The sequence below is a fragment of the Finegoldia sp. P2-F-LR genome, assembly GCF_052932265.1.
The window spans coordinates 1-19018 of sequence record NZ_JBRFJF010000011.1 but is presented as its reverse complement, the minus strand read 5'-3'; the positions used below and the strand labels follow the sequence as shown (position 1 = coordinate 19018).

Genomic DNA, 19018 nt, shown 5'->3' with positions numbered 1-19018 from the left:
AAATAGTTTTTGCTAAGAATATCATTCGTAAAAAATAATCACAAATTCTAGCGAAGTGAACCGTGAAAAAATCTCACTCGTGCCAGAGCGAAGCTCGCACTTGAGATTTTAGGTTCACAAGCTTTGAATTTGTTTATTTTTGGAGACAGATATTCGTGCTAAATTATTTTTGTTTTTTGAAATGCGTTCAGCAAGAATATAACTTTTACTCCCCGCCCTTTTTATTATATAATAAGGAAGGAAACAAATTTTTCGTAAAAATATTGAAATTTTACAAAAAAACTTCAAAAAGGTGTTGACATTGTTGTATAGACAATGTATAATACCAGTTGTGCCTAAAGTTAGTAAGCGTAGAAGTGGAAGGTTGCTCGGGAAACGTGATTAATCTTCCGAGGTAATTTTCACCGAGAAGTCCTACACGATTAGGGCGATGGGTTAAACTTTTTAAAAAAGTTTTTTAAATTTTAGGTCACTGTACACCCGGGAGGGTGTATGAACATAACCCAGCAAGACGCTTCTTCAAAAATATAGAGGAGGTGCCTAAATGGCAAATCAAAAAATCAGAATCAGACTAAGAGCTTATGATCACGAACTAATCGATCAATCAGCTCAAAAAATCGTTGAGGCAGCTAAGAGAACTGACGTTAAAGTATCAGGTCCTATTCCGTTGCCAACAGAAAAAGAAGTTATTACAATCTTAAGAGCTGTTCACAAATACAAAGACTCAAGAGAACAGTTCGAACAAAGAACACATAAGAGATTAATCGATATCATTAATCCTAACGCAAAGACATTGGAAGCGCTTAAAAAGCTTAACCTTCCTGCCGGCGTAGATATCGAAATTAAACTTTAATCTTAGTATGATTGTAAAGCAATCCGCTGTAAGTAAATTTTAATGTGGATATCACACTATAGGAGGTGTACTCAATGAAGAGTATTTTAGGTAAAAAAATCGGAATGACTCAAATCTTCAACGAAGACGGTAGTGTTGTTCCAGTAACTGTCATTGAAGCGGGTCCAATGGTTGTTACACAAATCAAAACTAAAGAAAAAGAAGGATATAACGCAATTCAAGTTGGTTACATTGAAAAGAAAGAAAAACATGTAAACCAACCAATGAGAGGTCATTTTGGCAAAGCAGGCGTTTCATTCAAGAAACACTTACAAGAATTCAAAATTAATGATGACGAACAATTCAACCTTGGCGATGAAATCAAATTAGATATTTTCCAAGACGGAGACGTTGTGGATGTTATCGGTATTTCAAAAGGTAAGGGAACTCAAGGTGCAATAGTTAGACACAACTATTCAAGAGGACCTATGGGACACGGCTCTAAATCACACAGAGTTGCAGGTGCAAGAAGTGCCGGATCTTATCCAGCAAGAGTTTTCAAAGGACGTAAAGGTTCTGGAAAGATGGGTCACGACCGTGTAACTGTTCAAAACTTGAAAATTGTTAAAGTTGACAATGAAAGAAACTTACTTCTTATTAAGGGAGCTGTTCCAGGAAACAAAGGTGGAGTAGTTACTGTTAGAGAAGCTATTAAGTCAAAATAGGAAGGAGGATGAAACATGCCTAAAGTTCAAATTTTAAACCAACAAGGAGAAAATGTTGGAGAATTAGAATTAAATGAAGCCATTTTCGGCGTTGATGTTAATGAGCACGTTGTTTACGAAGTAGTTAGAAATCAACTTGCTAATAAAAGACAAGGCACACAATCTGCTAAAACTCGTAGTGAGGTAAGAGGTGGAGGAAAGAAGCCTTGGAGACAAAAAGGTACAGATAGAGCAAGACAAGGATCTATCAGATCTCCACAATGGAGAGGTGGTGGGGTAGTATTCGCTCCAAAGCCTAGAGATTATAGCTACGCTGTTCCTAAGAAAGTTAGAAGACTTGCAATCAAATCAGTATTAACTGACAAAGTTAATGACAATGAAATGATCGTTTTAGATAAATTAAGCTTAGATGCTATTAGCACTAAAAAAGCTGTTGAAGTATTAAAGAATATTAAAGCAGACAAGAAAGCTTTAGTAGTTGTTGATAAAAATGATGATACACTTTACAGATCATTTAGAAACATTGAAAATGTAGCTATTTGTGAAGCTAGATTAATCAATGTATATGATTGTTTGAAATACAACTCATTAGTTATTACAACTGATGCTGTTAAAATTCTTGAGGAGGTGTTTCAATAATGAAATCACCATATGATATTATTTTGAAACCAATTATTTCTGAAGATTCTATGGGAAAAATGGAAGAAAAGAAATATGTATTCAAAGTAGATAAAAATGCGAATAAAATAGAAATCAGAAACGCTATCGAAAAGATTTTTGATGTTAAAGTAAAATCTGTTAACACTATGAACGTTAAAGGAAAAGTTAAGAGAATGGGCGCTCACAGTGGTAAGAGATCTGATTGGAAGAAAGCTATAGTTGCATTAACAGAAGATTCAAAAGAAATTGAATTTTTCGAAGGAATGTAATTAAGGGGGTAAAAACATGGCAATAAAAAAATATAAACCGACTTCTGCCGGTGTACGTGGTATGAGTGTTTTATCATTTGATGAAATCACAAAAACTACTCCTGAAAAATCATTAACTGTTAGCTTAAACAAATCTGGCGGAAGAAACTCTTATGGTAGAGTAACTATTCGTCACAGAGGCGGCGGAGCTAAGAGAAAATATAGAATTATAGATTTTAAAAGAAACAAAGATGGTATTAAAGCTGTTGTTAAATCAATCGAATACGATCCAAACAGAACAGCAAACATCGCTTTGTTACAATACGAAGATGGTGAAAAAAGATACATCATTCAACCACAAGGTTTAAAAGTTGGAGATGTAGTTGAAAGTGGTGCGGATGTAGATATCATTCCTGGTAATGCTCTTCCATTGAGAAACATTCCAGTAGGTACTACAGTTCACAACATTGAAATGAAAGTTGGCAAAGGAGCTCAATTAGTTAGAACAGCTGGTGCTGAAGCACAACTTATGGCTAAAGAAGGTAAATTTGCTCAATTAAGATTACCATCAGGAGAATTCAGATTAATTCACCTTGACTGTAAAGCTACTGTAGGTCAAGTTGGAAATATCTCTCACGAATTGGTTACAATCGGTAAGGCTGGACGTAACAGACACTTAGGTAAGAGACCTTACGTTAGAGGTTCAGCAATGAACCCAGTAGATCACCCTCACGGTGGTGGTGAAGGTAGAGCACCAATCGGTAGACCAGCTCCTTCAACTCCATGGGGTAAACCAGCACTTGGACTTAAGACTCGTAAGAAAAACAAAAAGTCTAATAAGTACATTGTAAGAAGAAGAAAGAAATAACGGAGGGATAGAATGAGTAGATCACTTAAAAAAGGACCTTTCTGCGATGAACACTTAATGAAGAAAGTGGAAGAACTTAACAAAAACGATGAAAAGAAGATTATTAAAACTTGGTCTCGTCGTTCTACAATATTCCCTAACTTCGTAGGTCACACAATTGCAGTTCACGATGGAAGAAAGCATGTACCTGTTTATATTACTGACGATATGGTTGGTCATAAATTAGGAGAATTTGTTCCTACAAGAACATACAAAGGTCACATTAAAAACGAAAAAACGAGTAAGGTTCGTAATTAATATAAGGAGGTATGACAATGCAAGCTAAAGCTATAGCGAAATATGTACGTATTTCTCCTCTAAAAGTTAACTTTATATGCAAAGAAATTAGAGGTAAACAAGTTGATGAAGCCCTTGCTATATTGAAATTCACTCCTAAAAAAGGTGCTAGAATTTTAGAAAAAGTGCTAAATTCAGCAATTGCAAACGCAGAACACAATTTTGGATTAAACAGAGAAGATCTTTTTGTATCACAAGCATACGCTAATAATGCTCCAGTAATGAAAAGATGGAGACCAAAAGCTAAAGGAATGGCTTATCCAATCCTTAAAAGATCAAGTCATGTTGGCGTAGTTGTAGAAGAAAGAGAATTATAAGGAGGAGTCTGATGGGTCAAAAAGTTAATCCTAAAGGATTAAGAGTTGGTGTTATCAAAGACTGGGATTCAAGATGGTTTGCAGATAAAAAAGATTTTAGTGATTATTTAGTAGAAGATCACAAAATTCGTGAACTAATCAAGAAAGAATCTTTCAGCGCTGGTATTAGCAGTATAGCCATCGAAAGAGCATCAAACAAAATTAAAGTAACTATCAACACAGCTAAACCTGGTATGGTTATTGGCCGTCAAGGTGCTGGCGTTGAAGAATTAAAAAATAAATTAGAAAAATTAACAGGTAAGAAATTAATCATAAATGTAGAAGAAATTAAGTTCCAAGACTTAGATGCACAATTAGTTGCAGAAAACATCGCAAGTCAATTAGAAAGACGTATTTCTTTCAGACGTGCAATGAAACAAACAATGCAAAGAAGCATGAGAGCAGGAGCTTTGGGTATTAAGACTATGGTTTCTGGTAGACTTGGTGGAGCTGATATGGCAAGAAGCGAAGGATACAGCGAAGGAACTATTCCTCTTCAAACTCTAAGAGCTGCAATCGACTATGGATTTGCAGAAGCGGACACAACTTATGGTAAGCTTGGTGTTAAAGTTTGGTTATACAAAGGTGAAATGTTACCTGGTATGACAGAAGAAGATTTACCTGTTTACAAAAACAAAAAAAACGACAAAAACAAAAAAAGAAGAAATAATAACAGAAAAGGTAAATCCCAAGCAGCTAAAAACTAATTCGAGAGGAGGAAATATTCTATGTTAATGCCTAAAAGAGTAAAATACCGTAGAGTTCATAGAGGCAGAATGAAAGGTAAAGCATTAAAAGGCAATACTTTAACTTACGGTGATTATGGTATACAAGCGTTAGGTTCTTGTTGGTTAACAGCTAATCAAATAGAAGCAGCACGTCGTGCTATGACAAGATATATAAAAAGAGGCGGTAACATCTGGATTAAAGTTTTCCCAGATAAGCCAGTGTCAAAGAAGCCTATCGGTATTCGTATGGGTTCAGGTAAAGGAGCTCCAGAATATTGGGTAGCAGTAATTAAACCAGGTAGAGTATTATTTGAAATGGCAGGTGTTCCTAAAGATGTAGCACGTGAAGCTATGAGACTTGCTCAACACAAACTACCTATCAAAACTAAATTTATAACTCGTGAAGAGTTCGGAGAAAAGGACGGTGAAGCTGATGAAAACTAAAGAAATTCGTAATCTATCAGATCAAGATTTACAAAAACAATTAGAACAATCTAAAAGTGAATTGTTTAATCTACGTTTTCAATTAGCTACTGGGCAATTAGAAAACCCTATGATGATAGGACTTGTAAAAAAAGATATAGCTCGCATTAAGACTATTATTAGAGAACGTGAGCTAAACATTGGTAAGGAGGCTTAACAATTATGGAAAGAAATATGAGAAAAACCATAGTTGGTATAGTTGTTTCAGATAAGATGGATAAGTCAATTGTTGTAGAAGTTAAGACACTTGTCAAAGATCCTAAATACGGTAAACAATTAAGAAAAACAACTAAATTTAAAGCACACGATGAAGAAAACATTGCTGGTATCGGCGATAAAGTTAAAATAATGGAAACAAGACCTCTTTCTAAAACAAAGAACTGGAGACTTGTAGAAGTTATAGAAAAAGCTAAGTAATTCTTATTACGAAAGGAGAATTTTATGATTCAACAAGAAAGTCGTTTGAGAGTTGCAGATAACTCTGGTGCAAAAGAACTACTAGTAATAAGAGTTTTAGGTGGTACTAAAAGAAAGTACGCAGCTATCGGAGACATCGTAGTTTGCTCAGTTAAATCTGCACAACCGGGCGGTATGGTTAAAAAAGGTGATGTAGTAAAAGCTGTTATCGTAAGAACAACTAAACCATTGGGAAGAGCTGATGGAAGTTACATCAGATTTGACGATAACGCAGCTGTAATTATAAAAGATGATAAAAATCCAGTGGGAACAAGAATTTTTGGTTCAGTAACTCGTGAATTGAGAGCCAATAACTTCATGAAAATAATCTCATTGGCACCTGAAGTGTTATAATTGGAGGTGTAAAGAGATATGAAGATTAAAAATGGAGATACTGTAATAGTTATTTCTGGTAAAGACAAAGGAAAGACTGGAAATGTTATTGAAGTATTAGCCAAACAAAATAGAGTAGTAGTAGAAGGAGTTAACATAGTTACTAAACACCAAAAAGCTAACGGACGTGGTGTTGAAAGCGGACTAATCAAAAAAGAAGCTCCGATTGATGTTTCAAACGTAATGTATTATGATGCTAAAAACAAGAAAGGCACAAGATTAGGTTACAAGTTTGAAGACGGTAAGAAAGTTAGATTTATGAAATCTAACAACGAAACTATTAAGTAACATAAGGAGGGTATAAACTTGACTTCCAGATTAAAAGAAAAATATACAAATGAAGTTGTTCCTTTCTTGGTTGAACGTTTCAAATATGAAAACATCATGCAAGTTCCAAGATTGGAAAAAATCGTGCTTAACATGGGTTTAGGTTCTTCAAAAGAAAATCCTAAGGCTATCGAAAGCGCAGTTAAAGAATTAGAAACAATTACAGGACAACACCCAATTGTAACAAAAGCAAGAAAATCTATCGCTAACTTCAAACTTAGAGAAGGAATGAATGTTGGTGTTAAAGTTACATTACGTGGTGAAAAAATGTATGATTTCTTAGATAAATTTATGAACATTTCTCTTCCACGTGTAAGAGACTTTAGAGGTATTTCTTCTAAATCATTCGATGGTAGAGGAAACTATGCTGTAGGTATCAAAGAACAATTAATATTCCCTGAAATTGAATACGATATGGTAGATCAAATTAGAGGTATGGATATTGTGGTCGTTACTACTGCAAACACTGACGAAGAAGCTAAGGAATTATTAGACAAAATGGGAATGCCATTTAAGAAATAAGGAGGAGTTTTAGTGGCTAAAAAATCAATGATCGCAAAACAAAAAAGACCTGCAAAGTTTAGCACAAGAGAATATAACAGATGCAAAATTTGTGGTAGACCTCACGGATATTTAAAGAAATATGGCATCTGCCGTATATGCTTTAGAGAATTGGCTTATAAAGGCGAAATCCCTGGCGTAAGAAAAGCAAGCTGGTAAGAAAGGAAGGAGGAAGCTTTTATGATGACTGATCCTATAGCAGATATGCTAACAAGAATAAGAAACGCAGTTAATGCGAAACATAAAGTTGTTGAAGTTCCTGCATCTAATATCAAAAAATCAATAGCACAAATTTTATTAGATGAAGGATTTATCGATGGTTTCAATGTTACTGATGACGGTAAACAAGGAATCATTACAATAGATTTAAAATATGGTCCTAACGAAGAAAAAGTAATTTCAGGTATCAAGAGAATATCTAAACCTGGACTTCGTGTCTATGCCAGAGCAAATGAAGTTCCTAAGGTTTTAGGCGGACTTGGTATTGCTATTGTCTCTACATCAAAAGGCCTTGTAACTGATAAAGTTGCTAGAAAAGAAGGTATTGGTGGAGAAGTAATTTGTTACGTATGGTAACACAAACATTATAAGGAGGTTTGACCATGTCAAGAATTGGATTAAAACCAATTGAAATTCCTAATGGCGTTGAAGTAAAAATAACTGAAGACAATTTGTGTACTGTAAAAGGACCAAAAGGTGAATTAGTTGAACAAATGCCAAAGGAAATGATTATCAAAGTAGAAGATAATACAATCACAGTTTCAAGACCTTCAGACATTAAAAGACACAAATCACTTCATGGTTTAACAAGAACTCTTGTTTTTAACATGATTGAAGGTGTTACTGAAGGATATAAGAAAACTTTAATTATAGAAGGTACTGGTTATAGAGCAGCAAAACAAGGTAAAAAATTAGTGTTAAACTTGGGATATTCACACACAATTGAAAAAGAAGATCCAGAAGGAATATCAGTTGAAGTTCCAGAACAACACACATTAGTTATCAGTGGTATCAACAAACAACAAGTTGGTAACTACGCTGCAAAAATCAGAGACTTAAGAGGACCTGAACCATACAAAGGTAAAGGTATCAGATATGAAGATGAACATATTAGACGTAAAGTCGGTAAAACAGGTAAGTAGGAAAGGAGTAAGGTATGTTTAAGAAAATTGATAAAAACGCAAATAGAGTTAAAAGACATCTACGTATTCGTAAGAACCTTACAGGAACTTCTGAAAAACCAAGATTATGCGTATTCAAGTCTAATACTAACATCTATGCACAATTAATCGATGATGTTAACCACAACACATTAGTAGCTGCATCTACATTAGATAAAGATTACAAAGGCGAATCAAAATCTAACATGGAAGCTGCAAAACTTGTTGGTGAATTAATTGGTAAGAGAGCTATCGACAAAGGCATTGAACAATGCGTATTTGACAGATCTGGATATTTATATCACGGAAAAGTTAAAGAATTAGCTGAAGGTGCTAGAAGCGCCGGACTTAAATTTTAGTGCAAGGGAGGTATTTAGTATTGGAACTTTTAAATAAAGAAATAGAAGGTTTAGAATTAGAAGAAAGAGTTGTAAATATTAACCGTGTAGCTAAGGTTGTTAAGGGTGGTAGAAACTTTAGATTCGCAGCCCTTGTAGTAGTTGGAGATAAAAACGGACACGTTGGTGTTGGTATTGGTAAAGCACAAGAAGTACCAGAAGCTATTAGAAAGGCTAGCCAAGATGCTAAAAAACACATCTTCACAGTTCCTATCGTAAACACAACTATTCCTCACCAAGTAACAGGAATATTTGGAGCTGGTAGAGTATTATTAAAACCAGCTGGAGAAGGTACTGGAGTTATCGCCGGAGGACCAGTTCGTGCGGTATGTGAATTAGCTGGTATCAAAGACGTTCGTTCTAAATCATTGGGAACATCAAACCCTCAAAACATTGTTAATGCAACTGTAGAAGGACTTAAATCGCTTAAGACAGCTGAACAAGTAGCTAAATTAAGAGGAAAGTCTGTAGAAGAAATTTTAAAATAAGGAGGGCTTTTAAGTGAGTAAATTAAAGATCACTCTTAAAAAGAGCAAAATCGGTAGAATTGAAAAACACATTAGAACTTGTGAAGCCCTTGGACTTCATAAAATCGGACAATCAGTAATCAAAGAAGACAATGATGCAATACGTGGAATGATTAGACACATTGCATTCATGGTTGACGTAGAAGAAGTTAAGTAGGAGGTGTTATAGTGAAATTACACAACTTAAGACCTGCTAAAGGTGGAGAAGTAAAAGCAAGAAAAAGAGTTGGTAGAGGTTACGGTTCAGGATTAGGACACAATGCTGGACGTGGTAGAGACGGACAAAACTCAAGATCAGGCGGAGGCGTAAGACCAGGATTTGAAGGGGGTCAAATGCCTTTATTCAGAAGACTTCCTAAGAGAGGCTTCAAAAACCACTTCGCAAAACAATACGCTGAAATCAACATCAGAGACTTAAATTGTTTTGAAGATGGAGACGAAATAACACCAGAAATCCTAGCAAACGCAGGATTCTTTAAGCCAGTTAAGGCAAAAGACGGCGTTAAGATTTTAGGTGACGGAGAATTAACTAAGAAATTAACTATAAAAGCTAATAAATTTACTAAATCAGCTGAAGAAAAAATTACAAAAGCCGGAGGAAAGGTAGAGGTGATTTAAGATGCTTAAAACCTTAAAAGACGCATGGAAGGTTTTAGACATTCGTAAAAGAATCGGCTTTACTCTACTAATGATTGTAGTTTTTAGATTAGGTAATGCAATACCGGTTCCTTTTATGGATAAGGCCATTATCAAACAAATAATGAGCGGTCAAGAAGGCGGAATAGTTTCTTTATTGAACCTATTGAGTGGGGGATCATTGAGACAAATGAGCATATTTGCTCTTTCAATATACCCTTACATTACCGCTTCAATCATTCTTCAACTTTTAACAGTAGCATTTCCTAGATTAGGAGAGCTTACTCGTGAAGGTGAAGAAGGAAAGAAGAGAATGGGTAAATACACTAAAATCTGTAGTATAATTTTGGCATTCATTCAAGGATATGCTACAGTTAATGGTTTATTTAACAGAGCAATCGTAGACAAAAGCTTTTTAACAGGATTTGTTATATTAATAAGCTTGGTAGCAGGATCAATGTTTCTAGTATGGCTAGGAGAAATGATTACTGAAAGAGGTATCGGTAACGGAATTTCAATCTTGGTTTTCTTAGGTATCATTTCAAATATGCCAAGACAAATCGGTACAATGATTTATCAATCTAGACAAGGAATGTTATCTTGGTGGAAAATATTACTTTTCGTACTAATAGCGATTATAATATTAGTAGTAGTGGTATTAATTAACCAAGGTGAAAGAAGAATTCCTGTACAATACGCTAAAAGAGTAGTAGGAAGAAAAATGTATGGTGGTCAATCAACTCATATTCCAATTAAAGTTAATATGGGTGGTGTAATGCCAGTAATCTTTGCATCAGCAATATTACAATTACCACAAACAATAGCATTATTATTCGGCAAAGACATGCCAGGATGGTTAGCCCACATATTCACAGTACAAACAACATCAGGGTTAGTAATCTTCTCAATAGTAAATATGTTATTGATTATAATATTCGCATTCTTCTACTCAGCAATTCAATTCAACACTGTTGAATACGCTAAAAACTTGCAACAATATGGCGGATTCATTATGGGAATTAGACCTGGTAAACCAACAGGTATGTATCTAAAGAAAATTTCTGATAGAGTAACATTTATAGGCGCAATCATATTAGCGATAGTTGCATCAGCACCAATGCTAATATCAAAAGCTATAGGAATACAAATCCTATTCGGTGGTACATCAATCATCATCGTAGTAGGGGTAGTATTAGATACTGTAAAACAAATGGAAAGTATGCTAACTATGAAACACTATAAAGGATTTTTGAAATAAGGAGTTTATAATGAGATTAATATTATTAGGACCTCCGGGAGCAGGTAAAGGCACTCAAGCTAAAAGAGTAATTGAAGAATTTGATATTCCTCATATTTCAACAGGAGATATTTTCAGAAAAAATATCAAAGAAAAGACAGAACTAGGTCAAAAAGTTGAAGGCTTACTTGCAGAAGGAAAACTTGTACCTGATGAATTAACAATAGAAATAGTTTGGGATAGATTAGATCAAGAAGATTGCAAAAATGGCTTCTTACTTGACGGGTTCCCAAGAACAATCCCTCAAGCCGAAGCCCTTGATGAAGGACTAGCTAAAAGAGGATTGAAACTAGACCGCGTATTAAACATAGACGTTGACAAAGATTCTCTTGTAAAAAGACTTTCAGGAAGACGTGTATGTCCAAACTGTGGTGCAAGCTATCACATTGATAACAACCCTCCAAAAGTTGAAGGAATTTGTGATGTATGCCAAACTCCAGTAATCCAAAGGGAAGATGACAAAGAACAAACTGTACTAGACAGAATCAAAGTTTACGATTCACAAACTAAACCTTTAGTAGACTTCTACAACAAACAAGATTTAGTATTCACAGTTGACGGAACTCTTCCAATAGATGAAATCACTAATAAGTTAGTAACAGAATTAAAAAAAGGTTAGAATTAATGAGCCAATACAACAAACTTGAAACAGGACAAGTTGTTTTAAGTACTTGTGGTCGTGATATGGGCAAACTACAAATGGTTTTGGAAATTCTTGACGATTCTTATGTATTGGTAGTAGATGGAAAACAACGTAAAATCGAAAAACCAAAGAAAAAGAAGATAAAACATCTTCAAAAATACAACAAAAAGTTGCAATTAGAGAATTTAACAGATAAGAAACTAAGATATATGTTAAACAATTTAAAAAAGGAGGATCAAGACAAGGATGTCCAAAGAAGTTATTGAATTAGAAGGAACAGTAGTAGATGCTCTTCCTAATACGGTATTTAAGGTAGAACTTCAAAATGGCCATGTAATAACAGCTCATATTTCAGGCAAATTAAGAATGAATTATATAAGAATTCTTCCAGGAGACAAGGTAACGGTTGAATTATCACCATACGATTTGAATCGTGGAAGAATAACATGGAGAAAGAAATAAACGGAGGTTAAGCAATGAAAGTAAGACCATCAGTTAAAAAAATGTGCGAAAAGTGCAAGATTATAAAAAGAAAAGGTCGTGTTATGGTTATTTGCGATAACCCTAAACACAAACAAAGACAAGGTTAGTAGGAGGTATAAATGGCAAGAATTCAAGGTGTCGACTTACCAAATGACAAACGTGTAGAAATTGGACTAACTGCAATTTATGGAATAGGTAGACAATCATCAAATAAAATCTTAGCTAAATTAGGAATCAATCCTGACACAAGAGTAAAAGATTTAACAGAATCTGAATTATCTGATATCAGAAATGAATTAGACAATTATCTTACTGAAGGGGATTTACGTCGTGATGTAGCAATGAATATCAAAAGATTAAAAGAAATCAACTGCTACAGAGGATCAAGACACAAAAAAGGCCTTCCAGTTAGAGGACAACATACAAAGAACAACGCAAGAACTCGTAAGGGTCCTAGAAAACAAGCATAGAGAGGGGGAAATTAATTGGCACTAAAAACTAAAGGCGCAAAACGTAACGTTCGCGGTAAAAAAAGAGTAAAAAAGAATATTGAAAAAGGTCAAGCACACATTTCTTCTACATTCAACAACACTATGGTATGTTTAACTGACCTTAACGGTAACGTATTAAGCTGGGCTTCTGCTGGACAATTAGGATTCAGAGGATCTAGAAAATCAACTCCATACGCTGCACAACAAGCTGCTGAAGAAGCTGCTAAAAAAGCAATGGAACACGGATTAAAAACTGTTGAAGTTTATGTAAAAGGACCAGGTTCAGGAAGAGAATCTGCAATTAGAAGTTTGCAAGCTTCTGGACTTGAAGTTAGCTCTATTAAAGATGTAACTCCAATCCCTCACAACGGTTGTAGACCACCAAAGAAGAGAAGAGTATAACACATAGGCTTAATTCAGGATTTCCTGATGGGACTTGTCGAAGGAGGCTGTATTTATGACTGAACAATTAGATACTAAAATAAAAATCGTTGAATTAGATGAACAAAATAATTACGGTAAATTTGTCATAATGCCACTGGAAAGAGGATATGGAACTACTCTAGGAAACTCTCTCAGAAGAGTTTTATTATCATCATTACCAGGAGCTGCTATATCAAAGATAAATATCCAAGGTGTAGCTCATGAAATGTCTACGATTAAAGGTGTCAAAGAAGACGTACCTGAAATAATTTTGAATTTAAAAGGTATCGCTGTAAAGAAATACAATGAAGAACCTATATCATTAAATGTAGACATAAAAGGTCCATGTGTTCTAACAGCTAAGGATATTTTAGTTGATACTGATTTGGAAGTTAAAAACCCAGATCACTACATTGCAACACTAAATGAAGACGCTTCATTAGAAATGCAAATCACAGTTATCAACGGAAAAGGCTACAAAATATCTGAATTTAACAAAACAGATGAAGATATTATAGGAGATATCGCCATTGACTCACTGTTTAGCCCTGTGAAAAAGGTTAATTTCACAGTAGATAATGCCAGAGTTGGCCAAGTAATTGATTACGATAAGCTTACTATAGAAGTGTGGACTAATGGAACAATTAGACCACAAGATGCCTTAAGCGAAGGAAGTAACATCCTAATCAATTGCCTGGAATTATTCAGTGAATTACCTAACTACGAGTGTAATACAAACAGTGACGACGAAGACAATCAAAAAGATAAAGAAACTCAAATGGGCATCAATATCGAAGAACTAGATTTCTCATTAAGATCATTCAACTGTTTGAAAAGAGCGAATATCAATACTGTAGGAGATATTGTATCTCATACAAAAGCAGATATGATGAAAATAAAGAACTTTGGTAAAAAATCCTTAGACGAAGTTGAAGAAAAACTTCAAGAAATGGGCCTTGCATTTAAACAAGAAATAAAAGACGAATAAAGGAGGATAGACATTGGCTAACTTAAGAAAATTAGGTAGAAGAACTGATCACAGAACAGCAATGTTAAGAAACCTAGTTCAATCATTGTTCGAAAATGGAAAAATCGAAACAACAGTTACTCGTGCTAAAGAAGTTAGAAGAGAAGCTGAAAAGATGATTACACTTGGTAAAAAAGGTGATTTGAGCTCTAGAAGAGAAGCTCTTAAATATATATACAAAAAAGACGTTGTATACACATTGTTTGAAGAAATCGCACCAGTTTACGCTGACAGACAAGGTGGATACACTAGAATCTTAAAATTAGGACCTCGTAGAGGAGACGGTTCTGAAATGTGTATACTTGAATTAGTAGACTACACTAAAAAAGAATCCTCAAACGAAAAAGAAACAGTGAAAGCTGACAAATAGAAAATAACTAAGCATTTGCTTAGTTATTTTTTTGTGCCCAATTGCGAAAACAAAACCATAGGTATATAATAAAATTAAGAATAATTTGTTAACAAATAATAAAATATTCTAAAAATTTATTGGGAGGAACCTATGAATAAAAAAATAGTAGCTGCACTGACTTTATCAGCATTGTTGTTATCGACAAACTCATTTGCTGCAAATGAAACCCAAAAGTTAGATGCAATCAAAAAACTTGGTCTAAAAATTGATCAATCAATCGACAAATCAAATTTAAAAGATGAAATCAAATTACAAAATGGAATCACTTTGAAATTTGACAAAGAAGGAAAACTTATTGGAATTGATGCACTTTCTAGTACAGAAAAGCTATTCTCAGGAAAATCAGACGACAAATTCGAAGATTACTTAAACAGTACAATATCTAAGCTTCAAAAAGACGGATACATTCCTAAAGAATACAAATTAGTAGACAAACAAGATATACTTGATAACGGATACAAAGTTGTATTTGAAAAAGAAAATTCTTTTAATGTAAAAAATCCGTACAACATAATAACAGTATCATTTGACAAGAAAACAAATGAACTTAAAACATTCAACAGAATCGAAGACTTTGAAGTTACAAAAAAACCTACAATAAAGATTGAAGATGCAAAGAAAGTTGCGATAGAAAAATTAAAAGGTATCAAAGATTTTGATGAAACAAAAGTAAAATCAGAAACTACTGTTGTGGATATCGATAAGTTGGCAACTAAATTCACACAAAACAAAGGTTTGGCAGTTTCTTACGTATTCGAATACGAAGGAACAAAAGTATACGTAGATGCCAATACAAAAGAATTGTTAGGAGCGGATAAGCTTAAAACAGACGACAGCACACAGAGTACAAAACCTTACGTAGTATCCAGAATTTATGGAAAAGACAGAATTGACACATCAATCCAAATAGCTAAAAGCTACATCAAAACATCAGAATTTGCTATCCTTGCAAATCAAAACAACTTCCCAGATTCACTAAGTGCAACAGTTCTATCCAAGAAATACAACGCGCCAATCTTATTGACTGATGCGATAAAAGCCGACAAAAGTTTAATCCAAGAAATCAAAAGATTACAAACAAAATACTTTGTAAAAATTGGCGGCGAAAAATCCATCAGCAACGAAGTAGCAAAACAATTATTACCAGAAAAAAGCAAAGTAAGATCATTCAAAGGTGCTGACAGATACGCTACAAATGCCGAAATCATCAAAGAATTCAAAGACGCAGACACTTGTATCATAGCAAGCGGTGAAAATTTTGCAGACTCGTTAAGTATTGGCGCATTTGCAACAAAAAACGGATATCCAATCGTATTAGTACAAAAAGATAAAATCAACGACGTAACAAAACAAGCACTAAAAGATTCCAAAATCAAAAAATGCTACATCGTCGGTGGAGAAAACTCTGTATCCAAATCATTAGAAAAAGAACTACCAAAAGTAATCGAAAGAATAGCTGGCAATGACAGATACGAAACATCACTTAAAATAGCTGACAAATTCTACAAAAACGCACAAGGAGCATACCTCGCAAGTGGAGAAGTATTCGCAGATAGCTTGGCAATAAACCCAATCGCTGCAAGATTTGATGTACCATTGATTCTTACACCAAAAGATAAACTACCACAAAAAACATTAGAATACCTTGGAAAATCAAAAATCATTCAAGTAGCTATAATAGGTGGAGAAAAGACAGTATCCAAACAAATTCAACAAGAATTAGCCAAAACCAACCCAAACGTTGCAACAACTGTAACATTCACATACAAAAAAGACGGAAAGAAAGTTACAAGAGAACTTACTAATGCAGAAGCTAACGAATTGGCAAAATTAATGAACGAACACGAAAAATATGTAAAAGATCAAAGATTAAAGAGCATATTTGACAACTACTTCACATTAGTAGGAGCTAATGGAAGAACAAAGGTAGCAGTATCGGTAAATATCGAAAAAGATAAGGTCGTAATAGACGATGCAATCCTTGAAAAAGGTGCTACACTTAACAAAGACAACGACCTTGCAAAACAATACATTAAATTCATCGAAAATTTACAACAAAAATAAGCAAAAATTGTTGAAAAACAAACCAGTAGGTGATATAATAGCGTTGGCTTAAAAAATTATCGCGGCAAATAATTTTTTAATGGAGATGAATATTAATGGCAAGAATGATGGGACCTAGATTTAAACAATCTAGAAGATTAGGTCTAAACGTATGCGGTCACCCAAAAGCTAACAAAAGAATGGGTAAAGGACTTGGAAGAAACGACAAGAAGTTAACTGAATATGGTATGCAACTTCTTGAAAAACAAAGATTAAGAGCATATTACGGAGTAAACGAAAAACAAATGCACAAATACTTCGAAAAAGCCCTTAACAACAAAGAAGGTCTTACAACTGGGGATGTAATGGTAAGACAATTAGAAACTAGATTAGACAACCTAGTTCTAAGAGCTTCATTTGCATCATCAATCAGACAAGCAAGACAAATGGTATCTCACGGTTTAATCAGAGTAAACGGTAAAAAAGTAGATATCCCTTCTTACCAAGTAGCTGAAGGATCTGTAATCGAATTGAAAGAAAAATCAAGATCAAATGAATTGTTCAAAGAAAACTACGAAACAAACTTTGCACAATCATTACCTTACATTGACAAGGAAGAAAACTTCAAAGTAACATTGACAAGACTTCCTGAAAGACAAGAAATTCCAATCGAAATTACAGACTCATTAATAGTTGAGTTGTACTCAAGATAATCAAAAGGCGAGTGATTACACTCGCTTTTTTTATTGCAATCATTGATATATACTCAAATTAAAAGTACAATAATATTAATAATAAACAAAAAAGGAAAATCAGATGAAAAAACGAATACTCATAACCACAATACTATTCTTGTTTTTCGTGTATTTTAGTGGGACGACATTCTTTACATTCTACGCACTACCCAACACATACGTCAACGGCTACAACATGAGCTTTGTTGAAAAATCCAAAATAGTGGACAGAAATGCAGAGATAAGGACACTCATAATCAACGCATCAAACAACCGCAAACTCGTAATAGATGCAAAAGAAGTGGATTTCAACCTAAAAATACCAGAAGATTTCAAATTCGAACAAAATCCATTCTCATGGCCGTTGTCGTTCTTCGACACCAAAAAATACAACATCAATTTCGACTATACAATTGACGAAGACAAACTAAATAAAAAAATCTACCAAGCCGAACTCAATAAGAACGCCAAAAAATCGTATAACGCATACATCAGTTACTTGGATGATGAATACACAATAATACCAGAAGAAATCGGAAACGAAATAAACACCGACAAACTCAAAGACACGATAAAAAAATCATTACTAGAACAAAAAGAAGACATCACACTCAAAAACGAATACATCAAACCAAAAGTCTACGCAAACGACTGGAACATCATACGTGCCAAAAACAAACTCAACAAACTCAAAGACATCGAAATAAGCTTTGATTTCAACGACACAATCCATAAACTAAAAGGCGCACAACTTCGCGACATGATGGACTTTGATGAAAAGCAAGGATTCGTATATAAAGACAGTGAAATCGAACGCTACGTAGACGATTTGAAAAAAGAAACAGACACTTACAACAAACCACACACAATAAAAACAGCAGAAAACAAAACACTCACACTCAACGCAACAGACTACGGCTGGGAAATCGACAAACACAAAACAGTCGAACTCATAAAATTCACACTAGATGATGCAGAAGATAAAACAATAGAACCAGTGTATTCAAAAAAAGCGAAGTCAAGACTCAAAAACGACATTCAAGACGAATACATTGAAATCGACCAACAAAACAAAACACTCTACTACATCAACAACTACAAAATCAACAAAAGTATACCAATAAAAATCACACAACCAATCCCAAAAGGAATCTACAACATAGATAACAAAATAAAAGGCTACTCCAAAAACTACACGCTGGGATTTTACAGACACACAATATCTACAGAACAAAACTCTGACATACAAGTAAATCCCAACCTATTAGAAAGCATATATTATGATGTAGGAGAAAACATAGCAGTAATAGTTTATTAAAGTAAAATAAAAGTAAAAAATTTTTAAAATTCACTTGACATTATAGTGCAAACTTGATAATATATATAAGCACTCAATTGTTCGGTGAATTTTTTAATTAAATAAAAATTAAAAAAACACTTGACAAGAAAGAAATACAAGAGTATAATGTAATAGTTAGCTCACAAAACGCGAACTTCAAATAAACTTTGAAAATCACGTTTTAAAATATATTTCGTGAGTATAGAACCTTAATAAATTAAATAAAGTAAATACTTTGAGAGAAGTACAAACCAAACAATAATTCGGTGAGAATAAAAAAAGCAAAAGTCAGCTGAAAAGCTAGATTCAAACAAACATTAAATTGAGAGTTTGATCCTGGCTCAGGACGAACGCTGGCGGCGTGCTTAACACATGCAAGTCGAACGGGATTTAGTAAACAGAAGCCTCGGTGGAAGATTACTAATGAGAGTG

Annotated in this window: 33 protein-coding genes and 1 rRNA gene; all 34 read left to right on the top strand. The window is 34.2% G+C overall.

Annotated elements, in window-relative coordinates; genetic code table 11:
* The first annotated feature begins 544 nt into the window (after positions 1–544).
* Entirely contained in the window at positions 545–853 is a 309-nt protein-coding gene (gene rpsJ, locus ACU68W_RS07480; RefSeq protein WP_002836107.1) for a 30S ribosomal protein S10, read from the top strand.
* 74 nt (positions 854–927) lie between these two features.
* The gene (rplC, locus tag ACU68W_RS07475; RefSeq protein ID WP_278735367.1) at positions 928–1557 is read left to right on the top strand and encodes a 50S ribosomal protein L3; all 630 of its coding nucleotides are present in this window, start codon (positions 928–930) and stop codon (positions 1555–1557) included.
* A gap of 15 nt (positions 1558–1572) precedes the next feature.
* Entirely contained in the window at positions 1573–2196 is a 624-nt protein-coding gene (gene rplD, locus ACU68W_RS07470) for a 50S ribosomal protein L4 (RefSeq protein WP_440275521.1), read from the top strand.
* Positions 2196–2486, top strand: a complete 291-nt coding sequence (gene rplW, locus ACU68W_RS07465; protein ID WP_094223063.1) for a 50S ribosomal protein L23 — start codon at positions 2196–2198, stop codon at positions 2484–2486. Before rplD ends, rplW begins: the two co-directional genes overlap by 1 nt.
* Positions 2487–2502: 16 nt before the next feature.
* On the top strand, positions 2503–3333 hold the full coding sequence (gene rplB, locus ACU68W_RS07460) for a 50S ribosomal protein L2 (RefSeq protein ID WP_094223064.1): 831 nt from the start codon (positions 2503–2505) through the stop codon (positions 3331–3333).
* A 12-nt stretch (positions 3334–3345) separates the two neighbouring features.
* Positions 3346–3630, top strand: coding sequence for a 30S ribosomal protein S19 (rpsS, locus tag ACU68W_RS07455; protein ID WP_002836113.1), 285 nt, complete (start codon positions 3346–3348; stop codon positions 3628–3630).
* A 17-nt stretch (positions 3631–3647) separates the two neighbouring features.
* A complete protein-coding gene (gene rplV, locus ACU68W_RS07450; RefSeq protein WP_002836114.1) occupies positions 3648–3986 on the top strand; it encodes a 50S ribosomal protein L22 in 339 nt (112 codons plus the stop codon).
* 11 nt (positions 3987–3997) lie between these two features.
* Positions 3998–4732, top strand: a complete 735-nt coding sequence (rpsC, locus tag ACU68W_RS07445; RefSeq protein ID WP_002836115.1) for a 30S ribosomal protein S3 — start codon at positions 3998–4000, stop codon at positions 4730–4732.
* Positions 4733–4753: 21 nt separating this feature from the next.
* On the top strand, positions 4754–5197 hold the full coding sequence (rplP, locus tag ACU68W_RS07440) for a 50S ribosomal protein L16 (RefSeq protein WP_094203271.1): 444 nt from the start codon (positions 4754–4756) through the stop codon (positions 5195–5197).
* Positions 5187–5393 (top strand): 50S ribosomal protein L29, encoded by a 207-nt coding sequence (gene rpmC / locus ACU68W_RS07435; RefSeq protein ID WP_002836118.1) that lies wholly within the window; start codon positions 5187–5189, stop codon positions 5391–5393. The genes rplP and rpmC overlap by 11 nt, the downstream gene beginning before the upstream one ends.
* Before the next feature lie 5 nt (positions 5394–5398).
* Positions 5399–5653, top strand: a complete 255-nt coding sequence (gene rpsQ / locus ACU68W_RS07430; RefSeq protein ID WP_002836119.1) for a 30S ribosomal protein S17 — start codon at positions 5399–5401, stop codon at positions 5651–5653.
* A gap of 24 nt (positions 5654–5677) precedes the next feature.
* On the top strand, positions 5678–6046 hold the full coding sequence (gene rplN, locus ACU68W_RS07425) for a 50S ribosomal protein L14 (protein WP_002836120.1): 369 nt from the start codon (positions 5678–5680) through the stop codon (positions 6044–6046).
* Between the two features lie 18 nt (positions 6047–6064).
* Positions 6065–6373, top strand: coding sequence for a 50S ribosomal protein L24 (gene rplX / locus ACU68W_RS07420; protein WP_002836121.1), 309 nt, complete (start codon positions 6065–6067; stop codon positions 6371–6373).
* A gap of 18 nt (positions 6374–6391) precedes the next feature.
* Complete coding sequence (gene rplE / locus ACU68W_RS07415; RefSeq protein ID WP_002836122.1) at positions 6392–6934, top strand: 50S ribosomal protein L5; 543 nt, start codon at positions 6392–6394, stop codon at positions 6932–6934.
* 12 nt (positions 6935–6946) lie between these two features.
* Positions 6947–7132 carry a type Z 30S ribosomal protein S14 gene (locus ACU68W_RS07410; RefSeq protein WP_002836123.1) on the top strand — a complete coding sequence of 62 codons (186 nt, stop codon included), beginning with the start codon at positions 6947–6949 and terminating at the stop codon, positions 7130–7132.
* 21 nt (positions 7133–7153) lie between these two features.
* Complete coding sequence (gene rpsH, locus ACU68W_RS07405) at positions 7154–7549, top strand: 30S ribosomal protein S8 (protein ID WP_002836125.1); 396 nt, start codon at positions 7154–7156, stop codon at positions 7547–7549.
* Positions 7550–7575: 26 nt separating this feature from the next.
* A complete protein-coding gene (gene rplF / locus ACU68W_RS07400; RefSeq protein ID WP_094208004.1) occupies positions 7576–8115 on the top strand; it encodes a 50S ribosomal protein L6 in 540 nt (179 codons plus the stop codon).
* Positions 8116–8129: 14 nt separating this feature from the next.
* Positions 8130–8492 (top strand): 50S ribosomal protein L18, encoded by a 363-nt coding sequence (gene rplR, locus ACU68W_RS07395; RefSeq protein ID WP_094208005.1) that lies wholly within the window; start codon positions 8130–8132, stop codon positions 8490–8492.
* Between the two features lie 20 nt (positions 8493–8512).
* Entirely contained in the window at positions 8513–9019 is a 507-nt protein-coding gene (rpsE, locus tag ACU68W_RS07390) for a 30S ribosomal protein S5 (RefSeq protein ID WP_002837356.1), read from the top strand.
* A 13-nt stretch (positions 9020–9032) separates the two neighbouring features.
* Positions 9033–9215 (top strand): 50S ribosomal protein L30, encoded by a 183-nt coding sequence (gene rpmD / locus ACU68W_RS07385; protein ID WP_002836132.1) that lies wholly within the window; start codon positions 9033–9035, stop codon positions 9213–9215.
* An 11-nt stretch (positions 9216–9226) separates the two neighbouring features.
* On the top strand, positions 9227–9676 hold the full coding sequence (gene rplO / locus ACU68W_RS07380; RefSeq protein ID WP_002836133.1) for a 50S ribosomal protein L15: 450 nt from the start codon (positions 9227–9229) through the stop codon (positions 9674–9676).
* Position 9677: 1 nt separating this feature from the next.
* Complete coding sequence (gene secY, locus ACU68W_RS07375; RefSeq protein WP_308611205.1) at positions 9678–10952, top strand: preprotein translocase subunit SecY; 1275 nt, start codon at positions 9678–9680, stop codon at positions 10950–10952.
* A gap of 10 nt (positions 10953–10962) precedes the next feature.
* Complete coding sequence (locus ACU68W_RS07370) at positions 10963–11610, top strand: adenylate kinase (protein WP_002841116.1); 648 nt, start codon at positions 10963–10965, stop codon at positions 11608–11610.
* A gap of 5 nt (positions 11611–11615) precedes the next feature.
* Positions 11616–11900 (top strand): KOW domain-containing RNA-binding protein, encoded by a 285-nt coding sequence (locus ACU68W_RS07365; RefSeq protein ID WP_002836136.1) that lies wholly within the window; start codon positions 11616–11618, stop codon positions 11898–11900.
* Positions 11881–12096, top strand: coding sequence for a translation initiation factor IF-1 (infA, locus tag ACU68W_RS07360; RefSeq protein ID WP_094208007.1), 216 nt, complete (start codon positions 11881–11883; stop codon positions 12094–12096). Before ACU68W_RS07365 ends, infA begins: the two co-directional genes overlap by 20 nt.
* Before the next feature lie 14 nt (positions 12097–12110).
* On the top strand, positions 12111–12224 hold the full coding sequence (gene rpmJ / locus ACU68W_RS07355) for a 50S ribosomal protein L36 (RefSeq protein WP_002836138.1): 114 nt from the start codon (positions 12111–12113) through the stop codon (positions 12222–12224).
* Positions 12225–12236: 12 nt separating this feature from the next.
* Positions 12237–12587 (top strand): 30S ribosomal protein S13, encoded by a 351-nt coding sequence (rpsM, locus tag ACU68W_RS07350; RefSeq protein ID WP_002841105.1) that lies wholly within the window; start codon positions 12237–12239, stop codon positions 12585–12587.
* Positions 12588–12602: 15 nt separating this feature from the next.
* A complete protein-coding gene (rpsK, locus tag ACU68W_RS07345; RefSeq protein ID WP_002836140.1) occupies positions 12603–13010 on the top strand; it encodes a 30S ribosomal protein S11 in 408 nt (135 codons plus the stop codon).
* A gap of 55 nt (positions 13011–13065) precedes the next feature.
* Entirely contained in the window at positions 13066–14019 is a 954-nt protein-coding gene (locus ACU68W_RS07340) for a DNA-directed RNA polymerase subunit alpha (RefSeq protein ID WP_094223068.1), read from the top strand.
* Positions 14020–14032: 13 nt separating this feature from the next.
* Positions 14033–14428 (top strand): 50S ribosomal protein L17, encoded by a 396-nt coding sequence (gene rplQ / locus ACU68W_RS07335; protein ID WP_094223069.1) that lies wholly within the window; start codon positions 14033–14035, stop codon positions 14426–14428.
* Between the two features lie 132 nt (positions 14429–14560).
* Positions 14561–16534, top strand: a complete 1974-nt coding sequence (locus ACU68W_RS07330; protein ID WP_446756339.1) for a cell wall-binding repeat-containing protein — start codon at positions 14561–14563, stop codon at positions 16532–16534.
* Between the two features lie 95 nt (positions 16535–16629).
* A complete protein-coding gene (rpsD, locus tag ACU68W_RS07325; protein WP_002836144.1) occupies positions 16630–17226 on the top strand; it encodes a 30S ribosomal protein S4 in 597 nt (198 codons plus the stop codon).
* Positions 17227–17329: 103 nt separating this feature from the next.
* Positions 17330–18565, top strand: coding sequence for a peptidoglycan binding domain-containing protein (locus ACU68W_RS07320; protein WP_094208009.1), 1236 nt, complete (start codon positions 17330–17332; stop codon positions 18563–18565).
* Between the two features lie 339 nt (positions 18566–18904).
* Positions 18905–19018, top strand: a 16S ribosomal RNA gene (locus tag ACU68W_RS07315); the annotation flags it as partial.